The sequence below is a fragment of the Bradyrhizobium sp. CCGB01 genome (assembly GCF_024199795.1).
Classification (GTDB): domain Bacteria; phylum Pseudomonadota; class Alphaproteobacteria; order Rhizobiales; family Xanthobacteraceae; genus Bradyrhizobium.
Genome location: NZ_JANADK010000001.1, coordinates 4,669,378 through 4,689,560, shown reverse-complemented (window position 1 = coordinate 4,689,560; position 20,183 = coordinate 4,669,378). Strand labels below are relative to the sequence as shown.

Here is a 20,183-nt window from a genome sequence, read left to right as displayed (position 1 = left end):
GGTTCGGATGATCCGTCTTAATCTTCTTGCGGCCACCGCCCTGATGATGACGCTGTCGGCATCGGCGCACGGGCAATCCAGGCCCGGCGCGACTGTCGATGATTCGAGAACCGTCTTGCCCCGTACGGCAACGCCGTTTGCAGGACAGATTGGACAGACGTGGCAGCAATCGAGGCCGGATTTTCCCAAGCCTCTCGTGGCCCCGGAAGGAGCGCCCAACGTTCTCCTCATCCTCACCGACGATACGGGCTTCGGACACGCGTCTACATTCGGCGGAGGCGCCGCTACGCCGGTGCTGGAGCAGTTGGCTCGCGATGGGTTACGATACAACCGCTTCCACACGACCGCACTCTGCTCGCCTACCCGCGCCGCCCTCCTGACCGGCCGCAATCATCACTCGGTCGGGACCGGCGTGATCATGGAAATGGCCACGGGTTATCCGGGCTATACCGGCATCGTGCCCAACAGCGCCGTAGGCGTTCCCGAAATCCTGCGCCTCAATGGCTATGCAACCGGCTGCTTCGGCAAGTGGCACAACACGCCCGCGACGGAAGTCAGCGCCGCCGGACCGTTCGAGCGGTGGCCCACCGGCAGCACCTGGGGTTGTGATACTTTCTACGGCTTCATGGCTGGTGAGACCGATCAATACTATCCAGTGCTCTACCGCAATACGACTCCTCTCAACCCGCCGCGCACGCCCGAGCAAGGTTACAGCTTCAGCGAGGACATGGCTGACGAGACGATCGCCTGGATCAACAATGTCGGTGCGACCGATCCCAAGAAGCCGTGGTTCATCTATCTAGCAACCCCCGGGGTGCATGAACCTCACCAGGCGCCAAAGGAGTATCGCGACAAATACAAAGGCAAGTTCGACGCGGGCTGGGACAATTATCGCGAGGAGACATTCGCACGGCAGAAACGGCTTGGCGTCGTCCCGGCTGACGCCAAGCTCCCGCCACTTCCGAAGGAAGTTCCCGCATGGGAAGGCCTCTCGCAAGACGCGAAGAAAGTCTATGCGCGGATGATGGAGAACTACTCGGCCTACCTCGAATATACCGACGCCCAGATCGGACGCGTGATCGGCGCCGTTGCTGCGAAAGGCCAGCTCGACAATACGCTGATCATTTACATCGTCGGCGACAATGGCGCCTCTGCCGAAGGCGGTTTGGAGGGCACCGTCAACGGCATTGCGGGCCTGAACGGCATCCAGCTCGGCTTGCCTGGCCTGTTGGCCAAGTATGACGACATCGGCGGCCCGGAGACCGAGCCGAATATCCCGGTTGGCTGGGCGATTGCCGCAGATACTCCGTTCCAGTGGACCAAGCAGGTGGCGTCGCACTTCGGCGGAACACGCAACCCGATGGTGATCAGTTGGCCGAAGCGCATCCGCGACAAGGGTGGGCTGCGTTCTCAATTCCTTCACTGCATCGACGTCGTTCCTACCATCTTGCAGGCAGTCGGCGTCCCGCAGCCACAGGTCGTCAATGGGGTGCAGCAGAAACCGATAGAAGGCGTCACCTTCCTGTCTACCTTCGATTCTCCGGGCGCGCCCGAGGTCCGCACGACCCAGTATTTCGAGATGATGGGAAACCGGGCGATCTACAAAGACGGTTGGTTGGCCGCGACGCGGCACGGCATCCCCTGGATGACCGCAGGCCAGGCCACCGGTTTCGAGAGCGACGTGTGGGAGCTTTACGATCTCACCAAGGACTTCACCCAAGCCGATAGCGTTGCAGCGCAATCCCCCGAGAAGCTGAAGGAGCTTCAGGCTGCGTTCGACGAGGAGGCACGCAAGTACAACGTCTTTCCTCTGGATGATCGCATGGCCGGTCGCTTCGACCTGTCGAATCGGCCCAACGCGCTCACCGGTCTCACGAGTTTCACCTATGGCCCCGGCGTCGGCTACATCCAGGAGAGCGCCGCGATCAATACGCATCAGGGGTTTTCGATCACCGCGGAAGTTGAACGCAGTTCCGGCTCTGCCGAGGGCGTGATTGCGGCCATGGGCGGAAAGACGTCCGGATGGTCGCTTTTCGTTCGGAACGGGCGGCCGATTTTTTACTACAACTTCTTCAGTATTGCCGGATACCGCGCGGAATCTCCCGGACCCTTGCCGGAGGGCAAGAGCACGGTGCGCGTGGAGTTCACTCCCGAGGAGAAGGGCTATGGAAAGCCCGCAGTCGCAAAACTCCTCGTTAACGGGAGGCAGACGGCAACCGTTCGTGTCGAGAGGACGGTTCCTGTCGGCTACAGCGGTGAAGGGTTCGATGTCGGCGCCGATAACATCTCGGCCGTGAGCCCCGACTACAAGTCGCCGTTCTCATTCAACGGAAAAATCCATAGCGTCACAATCGCAATGGAGAAATAGGCGGCGCGCACCGAGGCAGACCTCGCAGGATGTTTTGCTTTTGCGTTGTTCGAAGGCGCAGCGGATGCGACTCGCCAACCTGCCAGCGAACCCACATCGATCTGGGCCCGAACTGCAGAGTGACGTTCATGGGCGAGCCTGAATGCATTTGATCTAGATCAATAACCAATAGATCACGTGCCGATCAACTTGGGCGGCAGTGAACTTCTGGTCGAGAGATCGGGGAGCGGATTTGGATTTCCGGAAAGTCTCACTCAGGAGAACACTATGACGATGGCCCGAATTGGGTGGTCAATGTGTGCCGCAGTTACACTGGCCGCCGGACTGCACTAAGTTCTTGGTTTTGCAGGCGCCGCGCTTTTAGCCTCCCGAAACCAGCAGTAGAGCCACGGCACATCCGTCACTTTTATGACTCCCTGAGACTAAATTTTTGCGTTCCACGGTCAGCTCGGAGAACAATCCATGTCCCGAAGCAGTCGCGATCCAGCTAGGCCTATCGTTGCTGCAGCAGCGGCGTTGTTGTCGTGTGCAGCAAACATTTCACTTCCCACGTCAGCTAAGGCGCAAACACCCTCAAATCACTCGGTGATCTATCTCAACCAGGGTTGGTCGCAGAACGATCGCGAGTGGTACTATAACTTCTCGCAGGGTTCGGCCATCCTCTCTTATGACATCTTTTTGAATCTGGAAATTGCCAACGACCAAGAGCTGTTCCGGTCGGACGCCAACAGCGTCCGCTACGGCCTGATTCCCGGAGCACCCAACTGGATTAATCCGGACGGTCTACCGATCGGTATGAGCAAGACGACTCTCGCGACTGCGATCGGGGACTGGCCGGCAGGCGACTATGCAGGCCCGACGTGCGCGGCCTGCCACGAAACGCAACTGAACTACAAGGGCAAACGCGTTCGCATCGACGGCGGGGCTGGAAATACGTTTGATATACAAGCCTATATTCAGGCGCTCGACGCAGCGATAGGCGAGACTTTGACTGATGCAGCGAAATTCGATCGGCTCGCGACGCGGCTTGGAGTGGCAGGGCCGGAAGCTAAGGCCAAGTTGCGCGAGCGCTTCGAACGTCAGGCCTCGGCGATACACCAATATGCGACAATAAGCTCTGCAAGTCCCTCGCACTGGGGGCCGGCGCGAATTGATGCCCGCAGCCTGATCAACAACAGGCTGACCGCCATTCTGCCTGGCATCCCCGAGAACACGTCAACGGCTATCGCGCCTGTTAAGCCGCCGTTCCTGTGGAACTCTCCGCAGGGATTGTGGACACAGTGGGCGGCGTATATTCAAAGCCCGCTGGACCGAAACCTGGGCGAGACGATGGGCGTCTTTATGCCCATCAACCTGCACGCCAAAACTCCCGCCGAAGGGCTGTACGATTCTAATGCGGCCATTCCAGAGCTTCAACGCGTTGAAAAACAGTTGGAACGACTGGCGCCGCCAAGCTGGCCGGAGGACGTGTTTGGAAAGATTGACCGCGAAAAGGCCAAGACCGGCAAGGCACTGTTTATGGAGCACTGCGCGAGTTGCCACAATGCATGGCCGTATCGCTGGTCCGAGCCGAACAAATACGGCAAGCGTTTCGTTCTCGTCGGCCTTGTTCCGCAGTCCTATATGGGCACCGATCGCGCGCAGTCCGAGGCCATCCGGCCATTCGCAGTCACTGGTCAATTCAGCAATTCTTTGCCGCCGCAGTTTCGCGGGAAGTATGTTGTTCCCATGTATGACCTCGCACGAACAATACGGATCGCGGTCGAGGAGAAGGCCGTCGCAAAACTGAACCCGTCCCCTGCCGAGCTGGTGGAGCTGAATGGTTATCGAGAACTGCCACAGCCCCCAATACCCGATCAGGTCTGGAAGGCGGCGCCGCGTGACGGCGTATGGGCTACTCCGCCATTCCTCCACAACGGATCAGTACCCAACCTTTACGAGATGCTGGTGCCGGCCGGCGAGCGTTCGAAAAAGTTCTGCATCACCCGCGAGTTCGATCCGATCAAAGTGGGGTTCGACACGACCTGTGGGCCCAACACGTTCGTCTTGGATACAAGCTTGCTCGGAAACACGAACGCGGGTCACTCGTTTCAGGATGGGCCGCGCGGCAACGGTGTTGTCGGTCCCTTACTGAGCGACGATCAGCGGTGGGCGCTTGTCGAATATCTCAAGTCAATTCCGGAAGAGCCGGGCCGCATCACGCCATACGGCGGTCCGCCGGAAACGAGCCAGCCGCAGAAGCCGTGACAAACCCCGCCACGGGCGTGATTGGCGAACCGGTCACGTTCAGGTTGGCGCAGTTAAGCCCGATATGAATGGAGTCTGGCGATGTCCGATCACATCGATGGGCCGAGACAAATCGGCGACCCGTCGGCGGACTTGACCGATCTGTTTGCCTTTACTAGCCCGGAGAACCCATCGCGCACGGTACTGGCTGCGAATGTCTTTCCAACCTGTGGTCGCGACGCAATGTTCTCGAACGCAATCACCCACTCGATCGTAGTTCGGCGTGCAAAACTAAATGGCTTGGGCGACACTACGAAATTCGTGACCTCCGATCCAGAAATCCGTTTCGGTGTCCGTTTCGATTCTCTGGAACGTGGCGCGGCGGGCCAGAAACCCATCCAGCGCGGCACCTGTACGTTTCCCGACGGCCAGACGCTTCGTGTCGTTGTCAATGACGAAAAGGGCGCCTCCACTCCCGATGGTACCTTCCGCGTCTTTGCCGGCCTGCGTTCCGATCCGTTCATCCTCGCATGGATCGTAGCGGCCATGAAGCCGTTTCAAAACCTCCTGCAAAACGACAATGTGCTCTGCATCGTGATCGAGTTCGACACTCGGCGGGTTCTGGAGCCAGACAGAGGCTCCTTGTTTGGTGTCATTGCCGAAACGGTACCGCTGGCCAGACAAAACGCCTTGGTTGGGCACGAGCCTTCACGCCTCGACTGGGTTGGGCGCCCCGAACAGACCAACGTCCGTCTCAATTGTGCGTTTCTCAAAAATGCCGATGATCTCCGCGACCTATGGAACCAGCAAACACCTTTTGCGATTGCAGATCGGTTTCGTTCGTTATTCCTCCAGCGCTTGAAGGACAGCTTGGCGGCCTACGATATGCACGACGGTAAGCAGGATTGGACACCTGCAGCACTAGCGGCAAACGCCAACATGTTTCTCGATGACTTTCTACTGTTCGATGTTGCCAAGCCGATCAACGATACTAGTCACATGGAGATCGAAAAAAGTACCCTTGACGGCAAGACCTATCAAACTGGTGGTGGACGAACGGTCGATGCCAATGTCATCGACATCTTGCTTACATGGATAGTGAACCACGATCGGGAGCCACTTCGCGGCGGCGCGACAAAGGCCACCAAGCCCGGGACGAAAACCTTCCCGTATTTCGCCACACCGAATCTGGACCTGCAACAAGTGTCCGACAGCATCAATCTCGATGCGTCGCCAGACAGGGTTTGGGAATTGGTCGGACAATTCGGCGGCGCCTGGCATCCCTTGGTCGCTCAAATCAAGCTGATCGGCACGGGTGTTGGAGAACTGCGAATTATCGAAACCGTAGACCGTCAGGCGATCATCGAGCGCCTTGATGACCTCGACAACTCCGCGAGATCGTATCGCTACACAAACATCGCTGGCATACCGGCGTCGAATTACACTGGCACATTTCAGGTCAAGCCCAACGGCGCAGGAAGCACCGTCGAGTGGCGGGCGCAGTATCTCGGCAATGGTCAGGGCGATCTCGTCGTCAAAACGATCATCTCCACGCTTTTCAAAACAGGATTGGAGAGCCTGAAGCAGCGCTTTGGAGCCGCGAAGTGAGGCACCTTACGAGACTTGATTGCGTCATACCGCCGACCACCGACGGCGAGATCGCGACAATAAATCTGGAAAGCGCGCGAAGCCGATCCTGGAACAAGTTCTTTGCTGATCCCGCGCGCGACGGGATTGCGGGGACAGTCCTCGAACACGAGCAATTGACGTTGCAGTTTGTCGGCAACTTATCAGCACTGGACCGAGCGGCGCAATTAGCCATCCAACTCGACCAAGCCAAACCTGCATCGGCACAAACGAGGTTGATCCAGGCGCAGGTATCGTCAATGGCACATCGCTTTTCCGATGCGAGGCGTTACCTTGCTGAAGCCGAAATTGGCCGAGCGCCGGCAGCGGAGGTGAATCGCCTTCGATTGTCTATCGATCAGGCGTGCGGAAATGGTCTCGACAGCGTGCTCGATGCACGCCGCCGGATTGCGACCGAAACTGGCGGCATAGAGGATTTGGTCGCGCTTGGATCGTTGCTGGCTGATCTGCGCAACTTCGATGCGGCCGATCATGCTTACAAACAGGCCCTGCAATCATATCGCGACGTCTCGCCGTTCCCTATCGCCAGGATTTGCTTTCAACTCGGCGTGCTTTGGGGCGAACTAGTCCCGAAGCCTGACGCAGCTCTTGCCGGCGCATGGTATCGACGGGCCATCGCAATCCTGCCGATGTACACAAAAGCGCTGATACATCTGGCCGAGATTTGTTTGTCGGAAGACAGCCTGAACGACGCAGAAGAGCTGCTCCGGCGAGTGGTTGCGGTCGGCGATCCGGAGGTAAATTGGCGCCTTGCCGATGTGCTGGCCGCTCAGGGCAGGACTGAAGAATCCGAGGCGCACATGCGGGCCGCCCGCTCCGGGTTCGAAGCGCTGCTCTTACGCCATCTCCTTGCCTTTGCGGACCACGGCGCGGAGTTCTATGCGGGGAGCGGCAGCGATATGTCGCGCGCGCTTGAGCTTGCCCACGTGAATGTCGCGAATCGTCCGACATGTCGTGCGCTCGCACAGTTGCAAGCGATCGAGCTTGCCGCGGAGGCCGCCTCATGATGATCACTCGCAGAATCTTCCTCCTGGGTTCCGGTGCCCTGATTGCACCGACGGCCCTGGCCAACGCGGTGCCACAGCGCCGGGAGCATCAAGACCTGCGCATTTTGGAAGCAAACGACGTCGTCCTGAAGATCGTCGGCTGGAGTAACGGTGGCGATGATGCGAATGCGGTATGGATCACGATCAGTCCATCGTGGCGAACCGCATGGCGCTAGTATGTGTCGTCGCGGGGCTCTGAGCTGAGGTCGCCACGGACCAATAACGGAAATTTCGCTGTCCTATTAAGGAGGTGGCGCATGGAGTAAGCTCCGGCGGAGCTCACCAATTCAGCAACACGCCTCCGGCACCGCGTGCATCCTGGAGAGGAGACTCAGATGAGCACTCACTCGATAAGAGTATTGTTTGCGACCGGCCTGCTAAGTGCAGCCCTCACAAGCGGTGCAATTGGTCAGCAAGACCAGCAGCTCGGCAAGGTGACATTCCCCACCTCCTGCGATCCCGCTGTACAAGCCGAGTTCGACCGCGGCGTCGCCATGCTGCATTCATATTGGTTCCTGATCGCTCGCAGGAAATTCGAAGCAATACTGCAACAAGACCCCGCCTGTGCCATGGCATATTGGGGCGTGGCGATGGACCTCCTTGGCAATACACTCGCAACGACGCCGACAAATGCGGATGCTCAGGCCGCCTGGGACGCTCTGGAAAAAGCGCGGGCGGTCGGACCGAAGACTCTGCGTGAGCGGGACTGGATCGAGGCGCTGAGCGCCTATTTCCGCGACTACAACCGGGCGCCCGTTGATGCCCGTCTGGCGGCCTACAATGCTGCGATGGAGCGGATGGTGCAAACCTATCCTGACGACTACGAGGCCAAGGCGTACTACGCGCTCACCCTACAGGCTTCCGCGCAGAAGAACGACCTGACATACGCCAACCAGCTGAAATCCGCGGCACTCCTGGAAAGCCTGTTCGAACAGAACCCGCAACATCCGGGTGTGACGCATTACCTCATTCACGCCTACGATTTTGCTCCACTTGCCGAAAAGGGTATTGCGTCAGCCCGTCGCTACGCCGGCATCGCTCCAGCGGTGCCGCACGCGCGGCACATGCCGTCTCACATCTATTCCATGGTCGGGCTCTGGGAGGAATCCATCGCCTCAAACGCCTTGGCCCTTGAGATCCAGCCCGACTACTATCACGCATCGGACTTCACGGTGTATGCGCATCTGCAGCTCGCTCAAGACGCCAAAGCCGACGCGATGATCAAGAAGTCGCTGGCCACAGCCGATCGCGGCGACCGACCGATCAACTTCGTCAATTTCACTGCCAAGGCCGCCATGCCGGCGCGCTATGTCTTGGAGCGTGCCGACTGGGCGGGTGCTGCCGCTCTGCCGATGACACCGACCAAATATCCTATGGCGGATTCGTTGATCCGCTTCACGCGCGGTCTCGGCATGGCACGTGTCGGCGATATCGCCGGCGCCAATAAAGAGATCGAGGAGATGAAAGTGTTGCGCACGACGCTGCAGGGGGCTGATCAATCCTACTGGGCCGAGCGCACCGAAGAGCAAATGCTTGCCGTTTCCTCATGGGTCGCACTGAAGGAAGGTGACCACGATCGGGCCCTCAAGTTGATGCGGGCAGCTGCCGACAGCGAAGACGGCAGTCTCAAACACGTGGCTATGGAGAATCGCCTCTTTCCGTTGCGCGAACAGCTGGCTGAATTGCTCCTGGAGGTGGGACAGCCCATAGCCGCACTGAACGAGTATGAGACCGCACTCAAGCAAACTCCCAATCGCTTCCGCGCCTTCTTGGGCGCCGCACGCGCTGCCGACCGCGCCGGCGACCGCCAGAGGTCAACCGAGTATTATAGCAAGCTAATGGAGCTCGCGAGGAACGCCGATACGGAGCGGCAGGAAATCCGCGAAGCCAAAGCTCAATTGCGGAATGACACCGTGGGTACTTCACGACAATGATGCTTCGGCTGTTCGACCCATGCTCAAGAGCGCCGTCAATGTAAGAACGACAACGCTGATCCCGGCAATCGCTGCAGCGACGGTGCTCGGTGGGCTTGTCGCTTGCTTCGCCGTCTCCACGAATGACCGGACGGATTGGGAGATCAGGCTGCCGTTCAGCGGGTCCAACGGCAAAGGGACGACCGCAGTCGCGACCGAAGCCTGGCCGATCTGCACCACCATGGCATCGATGGCGGCGGATGCTGAGTGGGTGGAGCTCGACCCCGATTTCAAAGCGGGCAAGAGGGCGCTTGCCGCTTCGGACTGGAATGGTGCCATTGTATCGTTCATGCGCGCTGCCCTGCGTGATCCGCTCAATGCCGATATCCAGAACTACGTTGGTTATTCCTATCGACGTTTGCGCCAACTCGGGCCGGCTATTGGACACTATCAGCAGGCGCTGATGCTAAATCCGCGCCACCGCAGCGCGCACGAACATCTTGGCGAGGCTTATCTGGTGCTCGGCGAGCCCATCAAAGCTGAGCAACACCTGGCCGCATTGGAAAATCTCTGCCTCCTCCTTCCTTGCCAGGAATATGACGATCTCAAGCGCGCCATCGCAGCATACAGAAACTCAGCTCCACATTGATGGTAGATCGGCCGCTTAAAAGTCGGCACCGGGAACGGTCGGCAACACACGCCCTAGGTGAAAATCGCTGCGCATGTCGCTTGCTGGCCCCAAAGTCGACGTTCGTCCACCCCGCATCGATGTCGCTCTTTGGCGGAAGCAGACGCGGTGTTTATCAGTACGCCTCTCAGGCCCTTCGCATCAGTTTCAGTGACGCCGCCAGCCGCAAACTGCGCTTGCCGTCGAACGCGACGCCTTCGAGCTCGGCGCTCCCGGTCGTGCAGGTCCCGGAGAAGCCGATCCCGACCTCGCAGCCGCCGAAGACGGGGTTTTCGCTCCTGGACGGCGTATGCTCCTGGTGAAGGATTTCGCCCTTCCAGCGGCCGTCCGCCGACGAATAGGAGCCGAGATAGTAGAACGACGCATCGCCGCCGAGGATGCGGCCGTCCATCAGCAGCATCACGCCGGAGAGCTCGGCCTCGACGCCGTCGAGGGCGCGGATGTGGATGGAATAGAGCCCGTTCACGATGCTGTCGGGTCCGACCGTGCCGCGCGGCGGCAGCGCCTCGTCATCGAGCGGCGCGAGGTTGGCCCAGAACACGCTGTCGGGCATCGGATCCGCCTTGCCCTCGAGCAGGATCGTCGACCCCTCCGTCCTGCCGCGCACCTTGATCGCGGCGACGTCGGTTCCCATCAGCGGCTTGTAGTTGGGATCGTCGTTGTGGCGCTCGGTGATGACACTGGCTTCGATCGCGCCGTCCCTGACGTCGTAGGTCCCGAGATGCGCGAAGGCGGAATTGCCGCCCAGCATCTTGCCATTGTGCAGGCACATGATGCTGCGGCCGAAGGCGCCGCCAATGCCGTATTCAACCTTGTAGAGTCCGTCCAGCAAAATCGTAAACCCGCAAAATCGGAAAAAGAATCGCGGGCTACCTAGCACTGTCGCCGCACCGAGGCCATCCGGCTTTTCCGCGCAGGGCCGCTCGCCGGGGCCACTCGCTGCATCATTCCATTATGCCCCTGTTTTGCCCGACGGAGCAAGATGATTTCGCCAAATCCGCAATATGCGATTGCGAGCCCGCAGCGCCTTCAACGATCAAAGTGATTTCAACGACTTGGCTACTGTGCATGGGGTTGTTTTCGACTTTTTTGCCTTGCGCGGCTGCAGACGATCCCTGTTGCGTCAATGCCGCTTGAAGTACTGCACCTCGCGCTCGTGTTTCTCGGCCGCCGCGCGGCTCCTGAACGTGCCGAGGTTGCGGCGTTTGCCGGTCCTGGGGTTCACCTTGCGTGAATAGAGCCGGTATTCGCCGGATGCGAGCTTGCGGATCATGATTGCGCCTCCTGCTTGTCGAGGATTCAACGGACCGTGTCCGGGCTGGTTCCTTTCGAACCTGCCAGCGCAAGCGCGCGACGAAGGGGGCATGAAAAGGACAGAACCATCAGCCGAGGAGCAGATCGCAGCGATCGTCGCCAGCGCGGCGAAGCAGCCGCTGCTCGACGCAGCCTTCGAGATATGGTGCCGCCGCTACCGGCTGGACTCCATCGAGGGTCGTCCGACCGACGAGGAGGTGCGCATCTATCGCACCCTCACCCCGCAGCAGATGGACGAGAAATACCGCTACGGCCGCGACCATGCCCATGAAGGGCCGATGTTCGGCTATCTCAAGCGCGCCCATCCACGCGCCAATGACGACGCAATCCGGCAGGCCATCATCACCGCCGTCAAATTCGAGGACGCGACCTTCACGCATTTCAACTGGGACGGCGATTTCTGGGACTGCGTCGTGCGCGCGGTCGCACGGGCCGCCGCGCAATATCCTGATTTCCTCGAGACGACCTATCGCGACGCCCGCAACAACGTCGCCTACTACAGGAAGTAAGCCAAAGCGTTTTCGAACGAAGTGGATGTCGGTTCGCGTCAAGAAAACGCGTCAAACAAGAATCTAGAAGCACAGCGTGGTGACGAGCTTGCCCTGCTTGTCCTTGATCGCATAGGGACAGCGTATCCGCTCCAGCGCCTTCTTGGCATCCTCGTCGCCGAGCGCCGCAGCGCGCTCGTAATAGGCCTTCGCGGCGTCCTTGTCCTTGGGACCGCCGCGGCCGTCCTGCGCGAAGGCGCCCATCCGCTCCAGCGCGCCGGGATGGTTTTGCGCCGCCGCCTTCTCGAACAGCGCGCGCGCCGCGACGTCGTCCTTCTCGCCGCCGTTGCCGTTGGAGAGCATCAGGCCGAGCTGATACTGCGCTTCCGCGTTGGTCTCGGCGGCCTTGCCGAGCAGCGTACGCGCCTGCGCGGGATCGGCTGGCGCACCACCGCCAGCGCCACCGAGCGCGGCAAGATTGCTGACACCGCGAGGATTGCCTGATTGCGCCGCCCTCTCGAACAATTTGCGTGCCTGTGCCTCGTCCCTGGCGACGCCGGAGCCGGTGCCGTAGGCCACGCCGAGCTCGACCATCGCCGCCGTCGATCCTTTGTCGGCGGCCTTGCGCCAGGCAGCGATCGCCTCCGCCGTCTGCCGGTTGGCCGCATAGGCGCGGCCGAGCGCGAACATCGCGCGCCGCGACGATGGTGCGGCCTGCTTGCAGAACTTGATCGCGGTCGCGACGTCGAAGGAAGCAAGCTCCGTCACGCCCTTCACATCGGCCGGCTTGTCGGGATCGCTGGGATCGGCCGCCACCCGGTCGCACAGGACGAGATCGGCCGATTGGGCCTGCGCCGACAACGGCGTTGCGAGCGTGAGGAGGATGGCAAGGAGACAAGTCCGCATGGGCATCACGTTGCGTCTCTGCTCAGGCAAATTCAAGGCTCGAGTCCCGATTGGCGCAGCACCGGGACGACCTCCGGCGATGCCAGATAGCGCAGCAGCCGATCGGCCGCTTCGGCCTGTTTCGCGTTGGCGATGCGGCCGGCGGAGAACACCGCCGGCGTCTGCAAATCGTGCGGGATCGGGCCGACCACCTCGATGCCGTCGACTTGCTTCAGCTCGCTGATCTGCTGCACGGCGAGATCAGCCTCGCCGGTCACGAGCCGCTCAGCGGTAAAGCCCTGCTCGACGATGGTGGCCTTCGCATTGATGTCGGCCGCGATGCCCCATCGCTGGATCAGCTGGGCAAAATAAACACCGCTCGCGCCCAGCCGCGAATAGGCGACGGACCGTGCCGAGAGCAGCGACTTGCGCAAGGCGGCTTCGCTGGAGATGTCGGGATGCACCTGCCCTGCCCGCACCGCAATGCCAACGAAAGAGCGCGCCAGATCGGCCGCGCTACCTGCGAGCACGCGGCCCTCGCCGATCATCTCGTCGAGCCCCTCGCGGGTGAGGATCACGAGATCGGCGGCCTCGCCGTCGCGCAAGCGCTTCAGGAGTGCCAGCGTCGGCGCGAAGTCGGCATCGACGTGGAGGCCCGATGCGGTCTCGAAGGCGGAGGACAGGCCGCGCATCGCGCCCATCAGGCCAAGCGTCGAGAGCATGCGAATTTTTTCCATGAGCAATTCCAGTCGGGATCAGGCGCGGTGCATCAGCTTGAGCGCGGCGGTCAGGCGCAAGGAGCGCTTGCCGGCGAGCGCCGTCGCCTCCAGCACCGCCTGCTCCGCGTCATAGGTGCCGGAGAAACCGATGCCGACCTCGTGGCCGCCGAAGATCGGATCGTCCTTGGCCGGCGTGTGCTCCTGGTTGAGGATCTGGCCCTTCCAGCGCCCGTTGGCGGCGGTGTAGCTGCCGAGATAGTAGAACGAGGCATCGCCGCCGAGGATGCGGCCCCGGTTGAGCAGCATCACGCCGGTCAGCCCGCCATCGACGCCATCGAGCATGCGCAGATGCACCGAATAGAGCCCGTCGGCGATACCGGCCTCGCCGACGCCACCCGCGATCGGCACCTCGTCTTCGGTGATCGGCGTCATCAACGACTGGAACGGCACGCCGGGCAGCTCCTTGAGCTCGCCCTTGAAGCGATAGAGCTCGCCGTCGGGCCAGCCCTTCGCCAGCAAGGTCGCATCGTCGGTGCCGGCCATGGCGCGATAGTTCGGGTCGGGATTGTGGCGGACGGTCTTGATGACGACGTCGACGCCGCTGTCGGTCTTCTCATAGCTGCCGATATGGGCGAACGCCGAATTGCCGCCGAGCATCTTGCCGTTGGCGGCATGCATCACGCTCCGGCCGACGGCGTCGCCGAGCTGAAATCTGACCTTGTAGAAGCCTTCAAACACCAGCCGTGTCCCCGGCCCCGCGCGCATCCAGGCGCATTCTATCCCGGTTTCGCTGGCGATGGACAGACGTCAGGCCGGCATGGCCGGCAGACCCACAACAACGGCTGTCACCAGAATGCAAAAATCCGCCGGAGCCTTGTCGCTCCGGCGGATTGAAGTCCAACCCAGGCCAGCCCCCCAGCCCGAGCCGGGAGGAGCTTAGGCGGCGGCCTTCTTGTCGGCCGGCACGGACGCGATCGTCTTCAGGATCTGCGAAGCGATCTGGTATGGGTCGCCCTGCGAGTTCGGACGGCGGTCTTCCAGATAGCCCTTGTAGCCGTTGTTGACGAAGGAGTGCGGAACGCGGATCGAAGCGCCGCGATCGGCAACGCCGTAGCTGAACTTGTTCCACGGCGCGGTCTCGTGCTTGCCGGTCAGACGCTTGTCGTTGTCCGGGCCGTAGACGGCGATGTGGTCCATCAGGTTCTTGTCGAAGGCTGCCATCAGCGCCTCGAAATACTCCTTGCCGCCGACCGTACGCATGTACTCGGTCGAGAAGTTGGCGTGCATGCCGGAGCCGTTCCAGTCGGTGTCACCGAGCGGCTTGCAGTGGAATTCGATGTCGATGCCGTACTTCTCGGTCAGGCGCAGCATCAGGTAGCGGGCCATCCACATTTCGTCAGCGGCCTTCTTGGAGCCCTTGCCGAAGATCTGGAATTCCCACTGGCCCTTCGCGACTTCCGCGTTGATGCCCTCGTGGTTGATGCCGGCCGCGAGGCAGAGGTCGAGATGCTCCTCGACGATCTTGCGGGCGACGTCGCCGACGTTCGAGAAGCCGACGCCGGTGTAGTACGGACCCTGCGGCGCCGGATAACCCGAGGTCGGGAAGCCGAGCGGACGGCCGTCCTTGTAGAAGAAGTATTCCTGCTCGAAGCCGAACCAGGCACCGGAATCGTCGAGGATGGTGGCGCGCTTGTTGGACGGATGCGGGGTCTTGCCATCGGGCATCATGACTTCGCACATCACCAGCACGCCGTTGGTGCGGGCGGCATCCGGGAACACCGCGACCGGCTTCAGCACGCAATCGGAGCTGTGGCCTTCGGCCTGCTGGGTGGAGGAGCCATCGAAGCCCCAGAGCGGAAGCTGCTCGAGCGTCGGGAACGACGCGAATTCCTTGATCTGAGTTTTGCCGCGCAAGTTCGGAGTCGGCGTATATCCGTCGAGCCAGATGTACTCGAGCTTATACTTGGTCATTGAGCCTCTCTGTAGATGATGCGAAAGGTGGGGTTGAGAGCCCCGCACGTTTGTACCCGGCCATCATCGGCCGCCCCCCTACAAGCATTTTGCGTGCCAAAAGGCCGCAGTGCGGGAGGTTGTCCACTGCGGCCGGCACGGGCCAGGCGGCCGCAAGCCGTCCACAACGGCGTGCGTCATAGAAGCGCACCTTCGCGTGAAGCTGCACTGCAAAAATCCCGCTGAAATCGCCTGTTTCTGGAGCAAGTGACCCGACGCCGGAGGTTGCCGGTGAAACGCGCATCAACGTCCAGCAATTTTCGCAAAGCCGGAGGCCCCTGCCTAGCAACCTTTGGAATGGCCCAGGCGTTAGTCATCAGAAGGGTGCCTTAGGCGATGCAGAGGGTCGACTGCCTACAAATTGGGCGGCAACTGATTTCCTTTTCAGCACTTTCCTATTCTGGATGCGCGGCCGATATGGGGATTCCAGTAACCACAATCGAACGAGTCGGGCGCACCATGGAGGCCAAGGCGCTTCGACCCAGGAGCAAATCGCAATGATGAACAATGGTCTGAGTCACGGATCTGCGACGATCTACCAATTCCCCGCCGGGGGCCGCGCGGCTCTCGCCGGACGCCGCTATGGCGAGACCCGCCTTCCCGCCGATCAAGCTTCGCTTCCCGCGAACGTCTCGATCTGCAGCGACAGCTGGTACCACCAGGAAGCGGTCGACGAAGCCAAGCCGAAATGGGATCGCTGATGCCTGTGGCTGGTTTGATACCGCCGCGCTCTCTTGAGCGATCGGTGCAGTTTGAAAAAGGGTCGGAACAACGAAGTTTCGGCCCTTTTTGATTCTCGTTGGCCTCCGGGCTAGAGCCCAGGCTTTTCGACCACCGCGCAGGCCGTGACCGGCCGCTTCAGATGCTTGACCGTGGTGGCCCCGGTCTTGGGAATCCTCAGTGTGATACCCGCCCCCGAATAGCGCGCGCCCGAGACGGTCAGTCGCTTGGCGAGCGTGACGGGCTCGCCGTCGATCTGGAGGAAGGCGCGCTTGTCGCCGTCATAAAACCCCACGATGAACTGCGTACCATCAGCACAGCGGTAGGTCCGGAAGGTCTGCGCATCAGCCTGCCGCGCACTGGTCATTCCAGCCGCCAGCATGGTGATCCCCCAAAGAATGGCCTTGTGCCGGCCCATGATCGCCCCCTGTAATAGACCTCAAGGACGCCAGCCGTGCGTCCGACGGAACCATAACCCAAGCTGAGCTCATGCAAGACTCTTCCCTAAAAGACTCCCCTGCCCGTCACCTCGCCTTGCAAGGCGCCAGCAATTTTCGCGACCTCGGCGGCTACGCCACGACTGACGGCCGCACTACGCGCTGGCGCCACATCTTCCGCTCCAACCATCTCGGCCAGCTCACCGCTGCCGACATCGAGATCGTGCGTTCACTGGGGGTCAAAAGCGCGTTCGATTTTCGCGGCGTCGAGGAGCGCGCGGCCGGCGTCTGCGTGGTGAACGAGATCACCGTGCATTCGCTGCCGATCGAGCCGACAGTGGTGGCCGCGCTGCGCGCCGAACTCGCCAGGGGCGCGCTGACTGCGCCGGTCGCGCTCGAGCTCATGCGCGAGTCCTATCGCAACTATGTGCGCCACAACACCCACAGCTTCCGCGCGCTGTTCGGACATCTTCTGGAAGACCGCGCACCGCTCGTCATTCACTGCACCGCCGGCAAGGACCGCACCGGCTTTGCCAGCGCGCTGATCCTGCATGCGCTGGGTGTGCCCGATGACGTGATTGCCGAGGACTATCTGCTGACCAACCAGCACTACAAACGCGATGCCACGGCGGCAATCGACCTGCCCGAGGACGTTCGCAACGCCATCGGCAACGTCGAGGCCTCGTATCTTGCCGCGGCTTTCGAAGCCGTCGGCAAGGAGTACGGCGATCTCGAAACCTACTTGCGCGATGGTCTCAAGCTCGGCACAGCAGAGCAAACCGCGCTGAAGGCGCGTTATCTGCAATCGTAAGCGGCCGCGCCGGGAGAACGACGATGCAAGGCAAGGTTCTGATCGTGACCGGCGCGCTCGGTGCGCTTGGCAAGGTTGTCGCCGAGACAGCGTTGGCGCGCGGCGCACGCGTGGCCGGCATCGATCACGCCCCCTCGCAGATGTCGGCAACGCCTGAAAGGATCGAGATCGGCGGCGTCGATCTATCCGACGCGGCACAGGCGAAGACAGCGGTCGAGGCGGCTGCAAGGCACTTCGGCAGCGTCGATGCGCTGATCAACATCGCCGGCGGCTTCGCCTTCGAGACCGTGACCGACGGCGACATCAAGACGTGGCAGCGCATGTATGCGCTCAACGTGCTGACGGCCCTCAACACCTCGCGCGCGGCGCTGCCGCATCTCGCCGCGTCCGGGGCCGGCCGCATCGTCAATATCGGCGCCATGGGCGCTCTTCAGGCCGGCTCGGGCATGGGCCCCTATGCCGCGTCGAAGGCAGGCGTGCATCGCCTGACCGAGGCGCTCGCGAACGAGTGGAAAGGCAAGGTGACCGTGAACGCCGTGCTGCCCTCGATCATCGACACCAAGGCCAACCGCGCCGACATGCCGAAAGCGGATTTCTCCAAATGGGTGACGCCGCAGGAGCTCGCCGAGGTGATCCTGTTCCTCGCCAGCGATGCCGCGAGCGGCGTTACCGGCGCGCTGATCCCGGTGGGCGGACGGGTGTAGTCGCACTCCGGTCGGATCGTCCGAGCGGAGGCTCTGATTCAATCGGAGCAGCGAACGCTCTAGACTGCCCCCAACTGATTCTCCGATCGGAACACCTGTGGAAACCACGCTCTATTTGCCCGTCAAACGCTTCCTCGAAGAGCTCGGCTTCACGGTCAAGGGCGAGATCGGCGGCTGCGATCTCGTGGGCCTTAGCGCCGGCGATCCGCCTGTCGTCGTGATCGGCGAGCTCAAGCTCGCCTTCAATCTCGAGCTGATCCTGCAGGCGGTCGACCGCGCACCCGCCGGCGACGAGGTCTGGATCGCTGCAAAAATGTCCGTGCGCGGCAAGGGGCGCGAGAGCGATGCGCGTTATCGCAATCTCTGCCGCCGCCTCGGCTTCGGTATGCTTGGGGTGACTGACCGCGGCCAGGTCGAGGTGCTGGTGAAGCCGCCGACGGCAGCGCCACGCCGCGAGCCCAAGGTCCGATCGCGCCTGGTCGCCGAACATCAGCGCCGCCAAGGCGATCCCGTGCTCGGTGGCAGCACCCGCGCGCCGATCATGACGGCCTATCGCCAGCAGGCGCTGGCCTGCGCCTCGGCGCTCGCGGGAGGCCCGCGGCGCGTAAGCGAATTGCGCCAACGCTGTCCCGATGCCGGCAAGATCATGCTTAATAATGTGTATGGCTGGTTTGAACGCGCCGAGCGGGGAATTTACGGGCTGACCGAGGCCGGGCGCGCGGCGCTGAAACGCTGGCCGCAGGCGCCGGTGAACGACACCGCCCGCGAGGCATCCCTGCCCTAGCGGCAATCTATCGGGAGACTTCAAATGATCGTTGTGACCGGCAGCGTAACGGTCCGCACCGAGACGTTCGAGGAAGCACGCCGCCTGAGCCTCGAACATGTTCATCGGTCGCGAGGGGAGCCCGGCTGCATCTCCCATGCCGTGCACATCGACTGCGAGAACCCGCTCAGGCTGGTGTTCTTCGAGCAATGGGCCGACCGCGCCGCGCTCGCCGCCCACTTTGCGGTACCTGCATCCGGCGAATTCGTGCGCACCTTGCGCTCATTGGCCACAGGGCCCGCCACACTCGAGCTTTATGACGCCAGCAGGCTCGAGAAGCTGTGAGTGCATAGCTGAGATGCCACACCAAATTCATATTGCAATGCAACATTGACGGCACTAGGTATCCCGGCATCAAAACGAGGCCGTTATGAGCGCAGACTGGAATACCAAATATGGCACGCGGCGCGTGCGCCACGATCCCCCGACCCTGGACGAGGCGATCTTCGCTGCCGTCGGCATCACCGATGACCACGAGCAGCAGGCCGAGATCGCGGCAGCGCTGATGGGCATGCCGCTCGAAGTCGTGCAGGCCGAGGTGAAGAAGCAGGCCCGCACCAACAGCCGCATCACCGCCACGCGCGTGATCGCAGGCGAACAGGGTGCGCAGCGCTCCGTGGTGGTCGAACGCCGTGTCGTCCGCCGCTTCGGCAACGACAAGCGCACCGGCACCTGAGCGCTTAATTCCTTATCCCCAATACGGAAAGCGGACCGGTCTTGCCGGTCCGCTTTTTGATTCCAGTCCGCATTTGGTTCAGGCGGCGCGATTGCCGTACATCGCGGAGATCAGCTTCCAGCAGGTGCTGTTGAAGCTGAGCAAGGCGCGGCTGGCCGTGAACGGAGAGGCCGCGAGATCGGCGAGCTCGTCCTCGGGCGACTTGGCAAGATCGATGGTGCCGGTCGATTCGCCATGACGGAATTGCAGATTCGCCCCGAACTTCCTGGCGAGCGCCCGCATGGCGTGATTCTCGGCGCCGGTGGTGATGCGCAGGCGCTTGTAGCCCTTCCAGCGCGCTTCCGCGATCAGCCGGCTGAACAACACGGTGCCGACGTTCTGGCGCCGTGCGGAGGCTTCCACGCTGAAGGCGACCTCAGGCAGCGAATCGTCCTCCGGCGGATGCAGCTCGGCTGCACCGCGGACCACGCCATCGACGATGTAAGCGACAATCACGGTGCCGTCCTCGGCGCAGCGGGCGGCGTAACGCTCGATGAAGCTGTCGTCGAGAAACCCGTTGAAACGGTCGTGCCGGCTTCCGGCGTCGAGCCTCAGCAGGTGATCGCGCAGAAGCGGCAATTCTTCCTGCTGGCTCAAGGTCCGCACATAGCCCGGAACGGACATCGTGCGGGTCGTATCTTCAAGTACCACGTCAAAACTCCTCTTGGT

At 61.7% G+C, this 20,183-nt stretch carries 22 protein-coding genes; 14 read left to right on the top strand and 8 right to left on the bottom strand.

The features are described 5' to 3' along the window. Window positions 1-7 precede the first annotated feature (7 nt). From NLM25_RS21475 to NLM25_RS21445, 7 genes are all read left to right on the top strand, one after another. Complete coding sequence (locus NLM25_RS21475) at window positions 8-2,368, top strand: sulfatase-like hydrolase/transferase (RefSeq protein ID WP_254138288.1); 2,361 nt, start codon at window positions 8-10, stop codon at window positions 2,366-2,368. A gap of 585 nt (window positions 2,369-2,953) precedes the next feature. Next, window positions 2,954-4,615, top strand: coding sequence for a di-heme-cytochrome C peroxidase (locus NLM25_RS21470; protein WP_254138287.1), 1,662 nt, complete (start codon window positions 2,954-2,956; stop codon window positions 4,613-4,615). 81 nt (window positions 4,616-4,696) lie between these two features. Continuing rightward, complete coding sequence (locus NLM25_RS21465) at window positions 4,697-6,202, top strand: DUF4331 family protein (RefSeq protein WP_254138286.1); 1,506 nt, start codon at window positions 4,697-4,699, stop codon at window positions 6,200-6,202. Beyond that, the gene (locus NLM25_RS21460) at window positions 6,199-7,248 is read left to right on the top strand and encodes a hypothetical protein (RefSeq protein ID WP_254138285.1); all 1,050 of its coding nucleotides are present in this window, start codon (window positions 6,199-6,201) and stop codon (window positions 7,246-7,248) included. Before NLM25_RS21465 ends, NLM25_RS21460 begins: the two co-directional genes overlap by 4 nt. Further along, the gene (locus NLM25_RS21455; protein WP_254138284.1) at window positions 7,245-7,463 is read left to right on the top strand and encodes a hypothetical protein; all 219 of its coding nucleotides are present in this window, start codon (window positions 7,245-7,247) and stop codon (window positions 7,461-7,463) included. Before NLM25_RS21460 ends, NLM25_RS21455 begins: the two co-directional genes overlap by 4 nt. Window positions 7,464-7,622: 159 nt before the next feature. Next, complete coding sequence (locus NLM25_RS21450) at window positions 7,623-9,221, top strand: hypothetical protein (protein WP_254138283.1); 1,599 nt, start codon at window positions 7,623-7,625, stop codon at window positions 9,219-9,221. A gap of 19 nt (window positions 9,222-9,240) precedes the next feature. Next, a complete protein-coding gene (locus NLM25_RS21445; RefSeq protein WP_254138282.1) occupies window positions 9,241-9,849 on the top strand; it encodes a tetratricopeptide repeat protein in 609 nt (202 codons plus the stop codon). Between the two features lie 166 nt (window positions 9,850-10,015). On the opposite strand, the gene NLM25_RS21440 is transcribed toward NLM25_RS21445, so the two are convergent. Then, window positions 10,016-10,720: a GrlR family regulatory protein gene (locus NLM25_RS21440; RefSeq protein ID WP_254138281.1), complete on the bottom strand. Its 705-nt coding sequence runs from the start codon at window positions 10,718-10,720 to the stop codon at window positions 10,016-10,018. Between the two features lie 291 nt (window positions 10,721-11,011). Further along, window positions 11,012-11,161, bottom strand: coding sequence for a hypothetical protein (locus NLM25_RS21435; RefSeq protein WP_254118827.1), 150 nt, complete (start codon window positions 11,159-11,161; stop codon window positions 11,012-11,014). Between the two features lie 91 nt (window positions 11,162-11,252). Between NLM25_RS21435 and NLM25_RS21430 the strand changes: the two genes are divergently transcribed. Further along, on the top strand, window positions 11,253-11,711 hold the full coding sequence (locus tag NLM25_RS21430; protein WP_254138280.1) for a hypothetical protein: 459 nt from the start codon (window positions 11,253-11,255) through the stop codon (window positions 11,709-11,711). 63 nt (window positions 11,712-11,774) lie between these two features. On the opposite strand, the gene NLM25_RS21425 is transcribed toward NLM25_RS21430, so the two are convergent. From NLM25_RS21425 to NLM25_RS21410, 4 genes are all read right to left on the bottom strand, one after another. Next, window positions 11,775-12,596, bottom strand: coding sequence for a tetratricopeptide repeat protein (locus NLM25_RS21425; RefSeq protein WP_254138279.1), 822 nt, complete (start codon window positions 12,594-12,596; stop codon window positions 11,775-11,777). A 32-nt stretch (window positions 12,597-12,628) separates the two neighbouring features. Further along, a complete protein-coding gene (locus NLM25_RS21420; protein ID WP_254138278.1) occupies window positions 12,629-13,312 on the bottom strand; it encodes a substrate-binding domain-containing protein in 684 nt (227 codons plus the stop codon). 18 nt (window positions 13,313-13,330) lie between these two features. Then, window positions 13,331-14,032, bottom strand: a complete 702-nt coding sequence (locus NLM25_RS21415) for a GrlR family regulatory protein (protein ID WP_254141231.1) — start codon at window positions 14,030-14,032, stop codon at window positions 13,331-13,333. A 198-nt stretch (window positions 14,033-14,230) separates the two neighbouring features. Continuing rightward, a complete protein-coding gene (locus NLM25_RS21410) occupies window positions 14,231-15,265 on the bottom strand; it encodes a glutamine synthetase beta-grasp domain-containing protein (protein WP_254118823.1) in 1,035 nt (344 codons plus the stop codon). A 536-nt stretch (window positions 15,266-15,801) separates the two neighbouring features. On the opposite strand from NLM25_RS21410, the gene NLM25_RS21405 reads away from it, so the two are divergent. After that, a complete protein-coding gene (locus tag NLM25_RS21405; protein ID WP_254118822.1) occupies window positions 15,802-16,005 on the top strand; it encodes a DUF2735 domain-containing protein in 204 nt (67 codons plus the stop codon). A gap of 110 nt (window positions 16,006-16,115) precedes the next feature. Here NLM25_RS21405 and NLM25_RS21400 read toward each other — a convergent pair whose 3' ends face one another. Continuing rightward, window positions 16,116-16,442, bottom strand: a complete 327-nt coding sequence (locus NLM25_RS21400; protein WP_254138277.1) for an MliC family protein — start codon at window positions 16,440-16,442, stop codon at window positions 16,116-16,118. A 71-nt stretch (window positions 16,443-16,513) separates the two neighbouring features. On the opposite strand from NLM25_RS21400, the gene NLM25_RS21395 reads away from it, so the two are divergent. From NLM25_RS21395 to NLM25_RS21375, 5 genes are all read left to right on the top strand, one after another. Then, window positions 16,514-17,272 carry a tyrosine-protein phosphatase gene (locus tag NLM25_RS21395; RefSeq protein WP_254118820.1) on the top strand — a complete coding sequence of 253 codons (759 nt, stop codon included), beginning with the start codon at window positions 16,514-16,516 and terminating at the stop codon, window positions 17,270-17,272. 23 nt (window positions 17,273-17,295) lie between these two features. Further along, complete coding sequence (locus NLM25_RS21390) at window positions 17,296-17,976, top strand: SDR family oxidoreductase (protein ID WP_254138276.1); 681 nt, start codon at window positions 17,296-17,298, stop codon at window positions 17,974-17,976. A 97-nt stretch (window positions 17,977-18,073) separates the two neighbouring features. Next, window positions 18,074-18,760: a DUF2161 family putative PD-(D/E)XK-type phosphodiesterase gene (locus NLM25_RS21385; protein ID WP_254138275.1), complete on the top strand. Its 687-nt coding sequence runs from the start codon at window positions 18,074-18,076 to the stop codon at window positions 18,758-18,760. Window positions 18,761-18,784: 24 nt separating this feature from the next. Continuing rightward, entirely contained in the window at window positions 18,785-19,084 is a 300-nt protein-coding gene (locus NLM25_RS21380; protein ID WP_254138274.1) for a putative quinol monooxygenase, read from the top strand. Window positions 19,085-19,169: 85 nt separating this feature from the next. After that, window positions 19,170-19,475 carry a hypothetical protein gene (locus NLM25_RS21375; protein WP_254118816.1) on the top strand — a complete coding sequence of 102 codons (306 nt, stop codon included), beginning with the start codon at window positions 19,170-19,172 and terminating at the stop codon, window positions 19,473-19,475. Window positions 19,476-19,553: 78 nt separating this feature from the next. Here NLM25_RS21375 and NLM25_RS21370 read toward each other — a convergent pair whose 3' ends face one another. Next, a complete protein-coding gene (locus NLM25_RS21370; protein WP_254138273.1) occupies window positions 19,554-20,165 on the bottom strand; it encodes a GNAT family N-acetyltransferase in 612 nt (203 codons plus the stop codon). Window positions 20,166-20,183 lie beyond the last annotated feature (18 nt).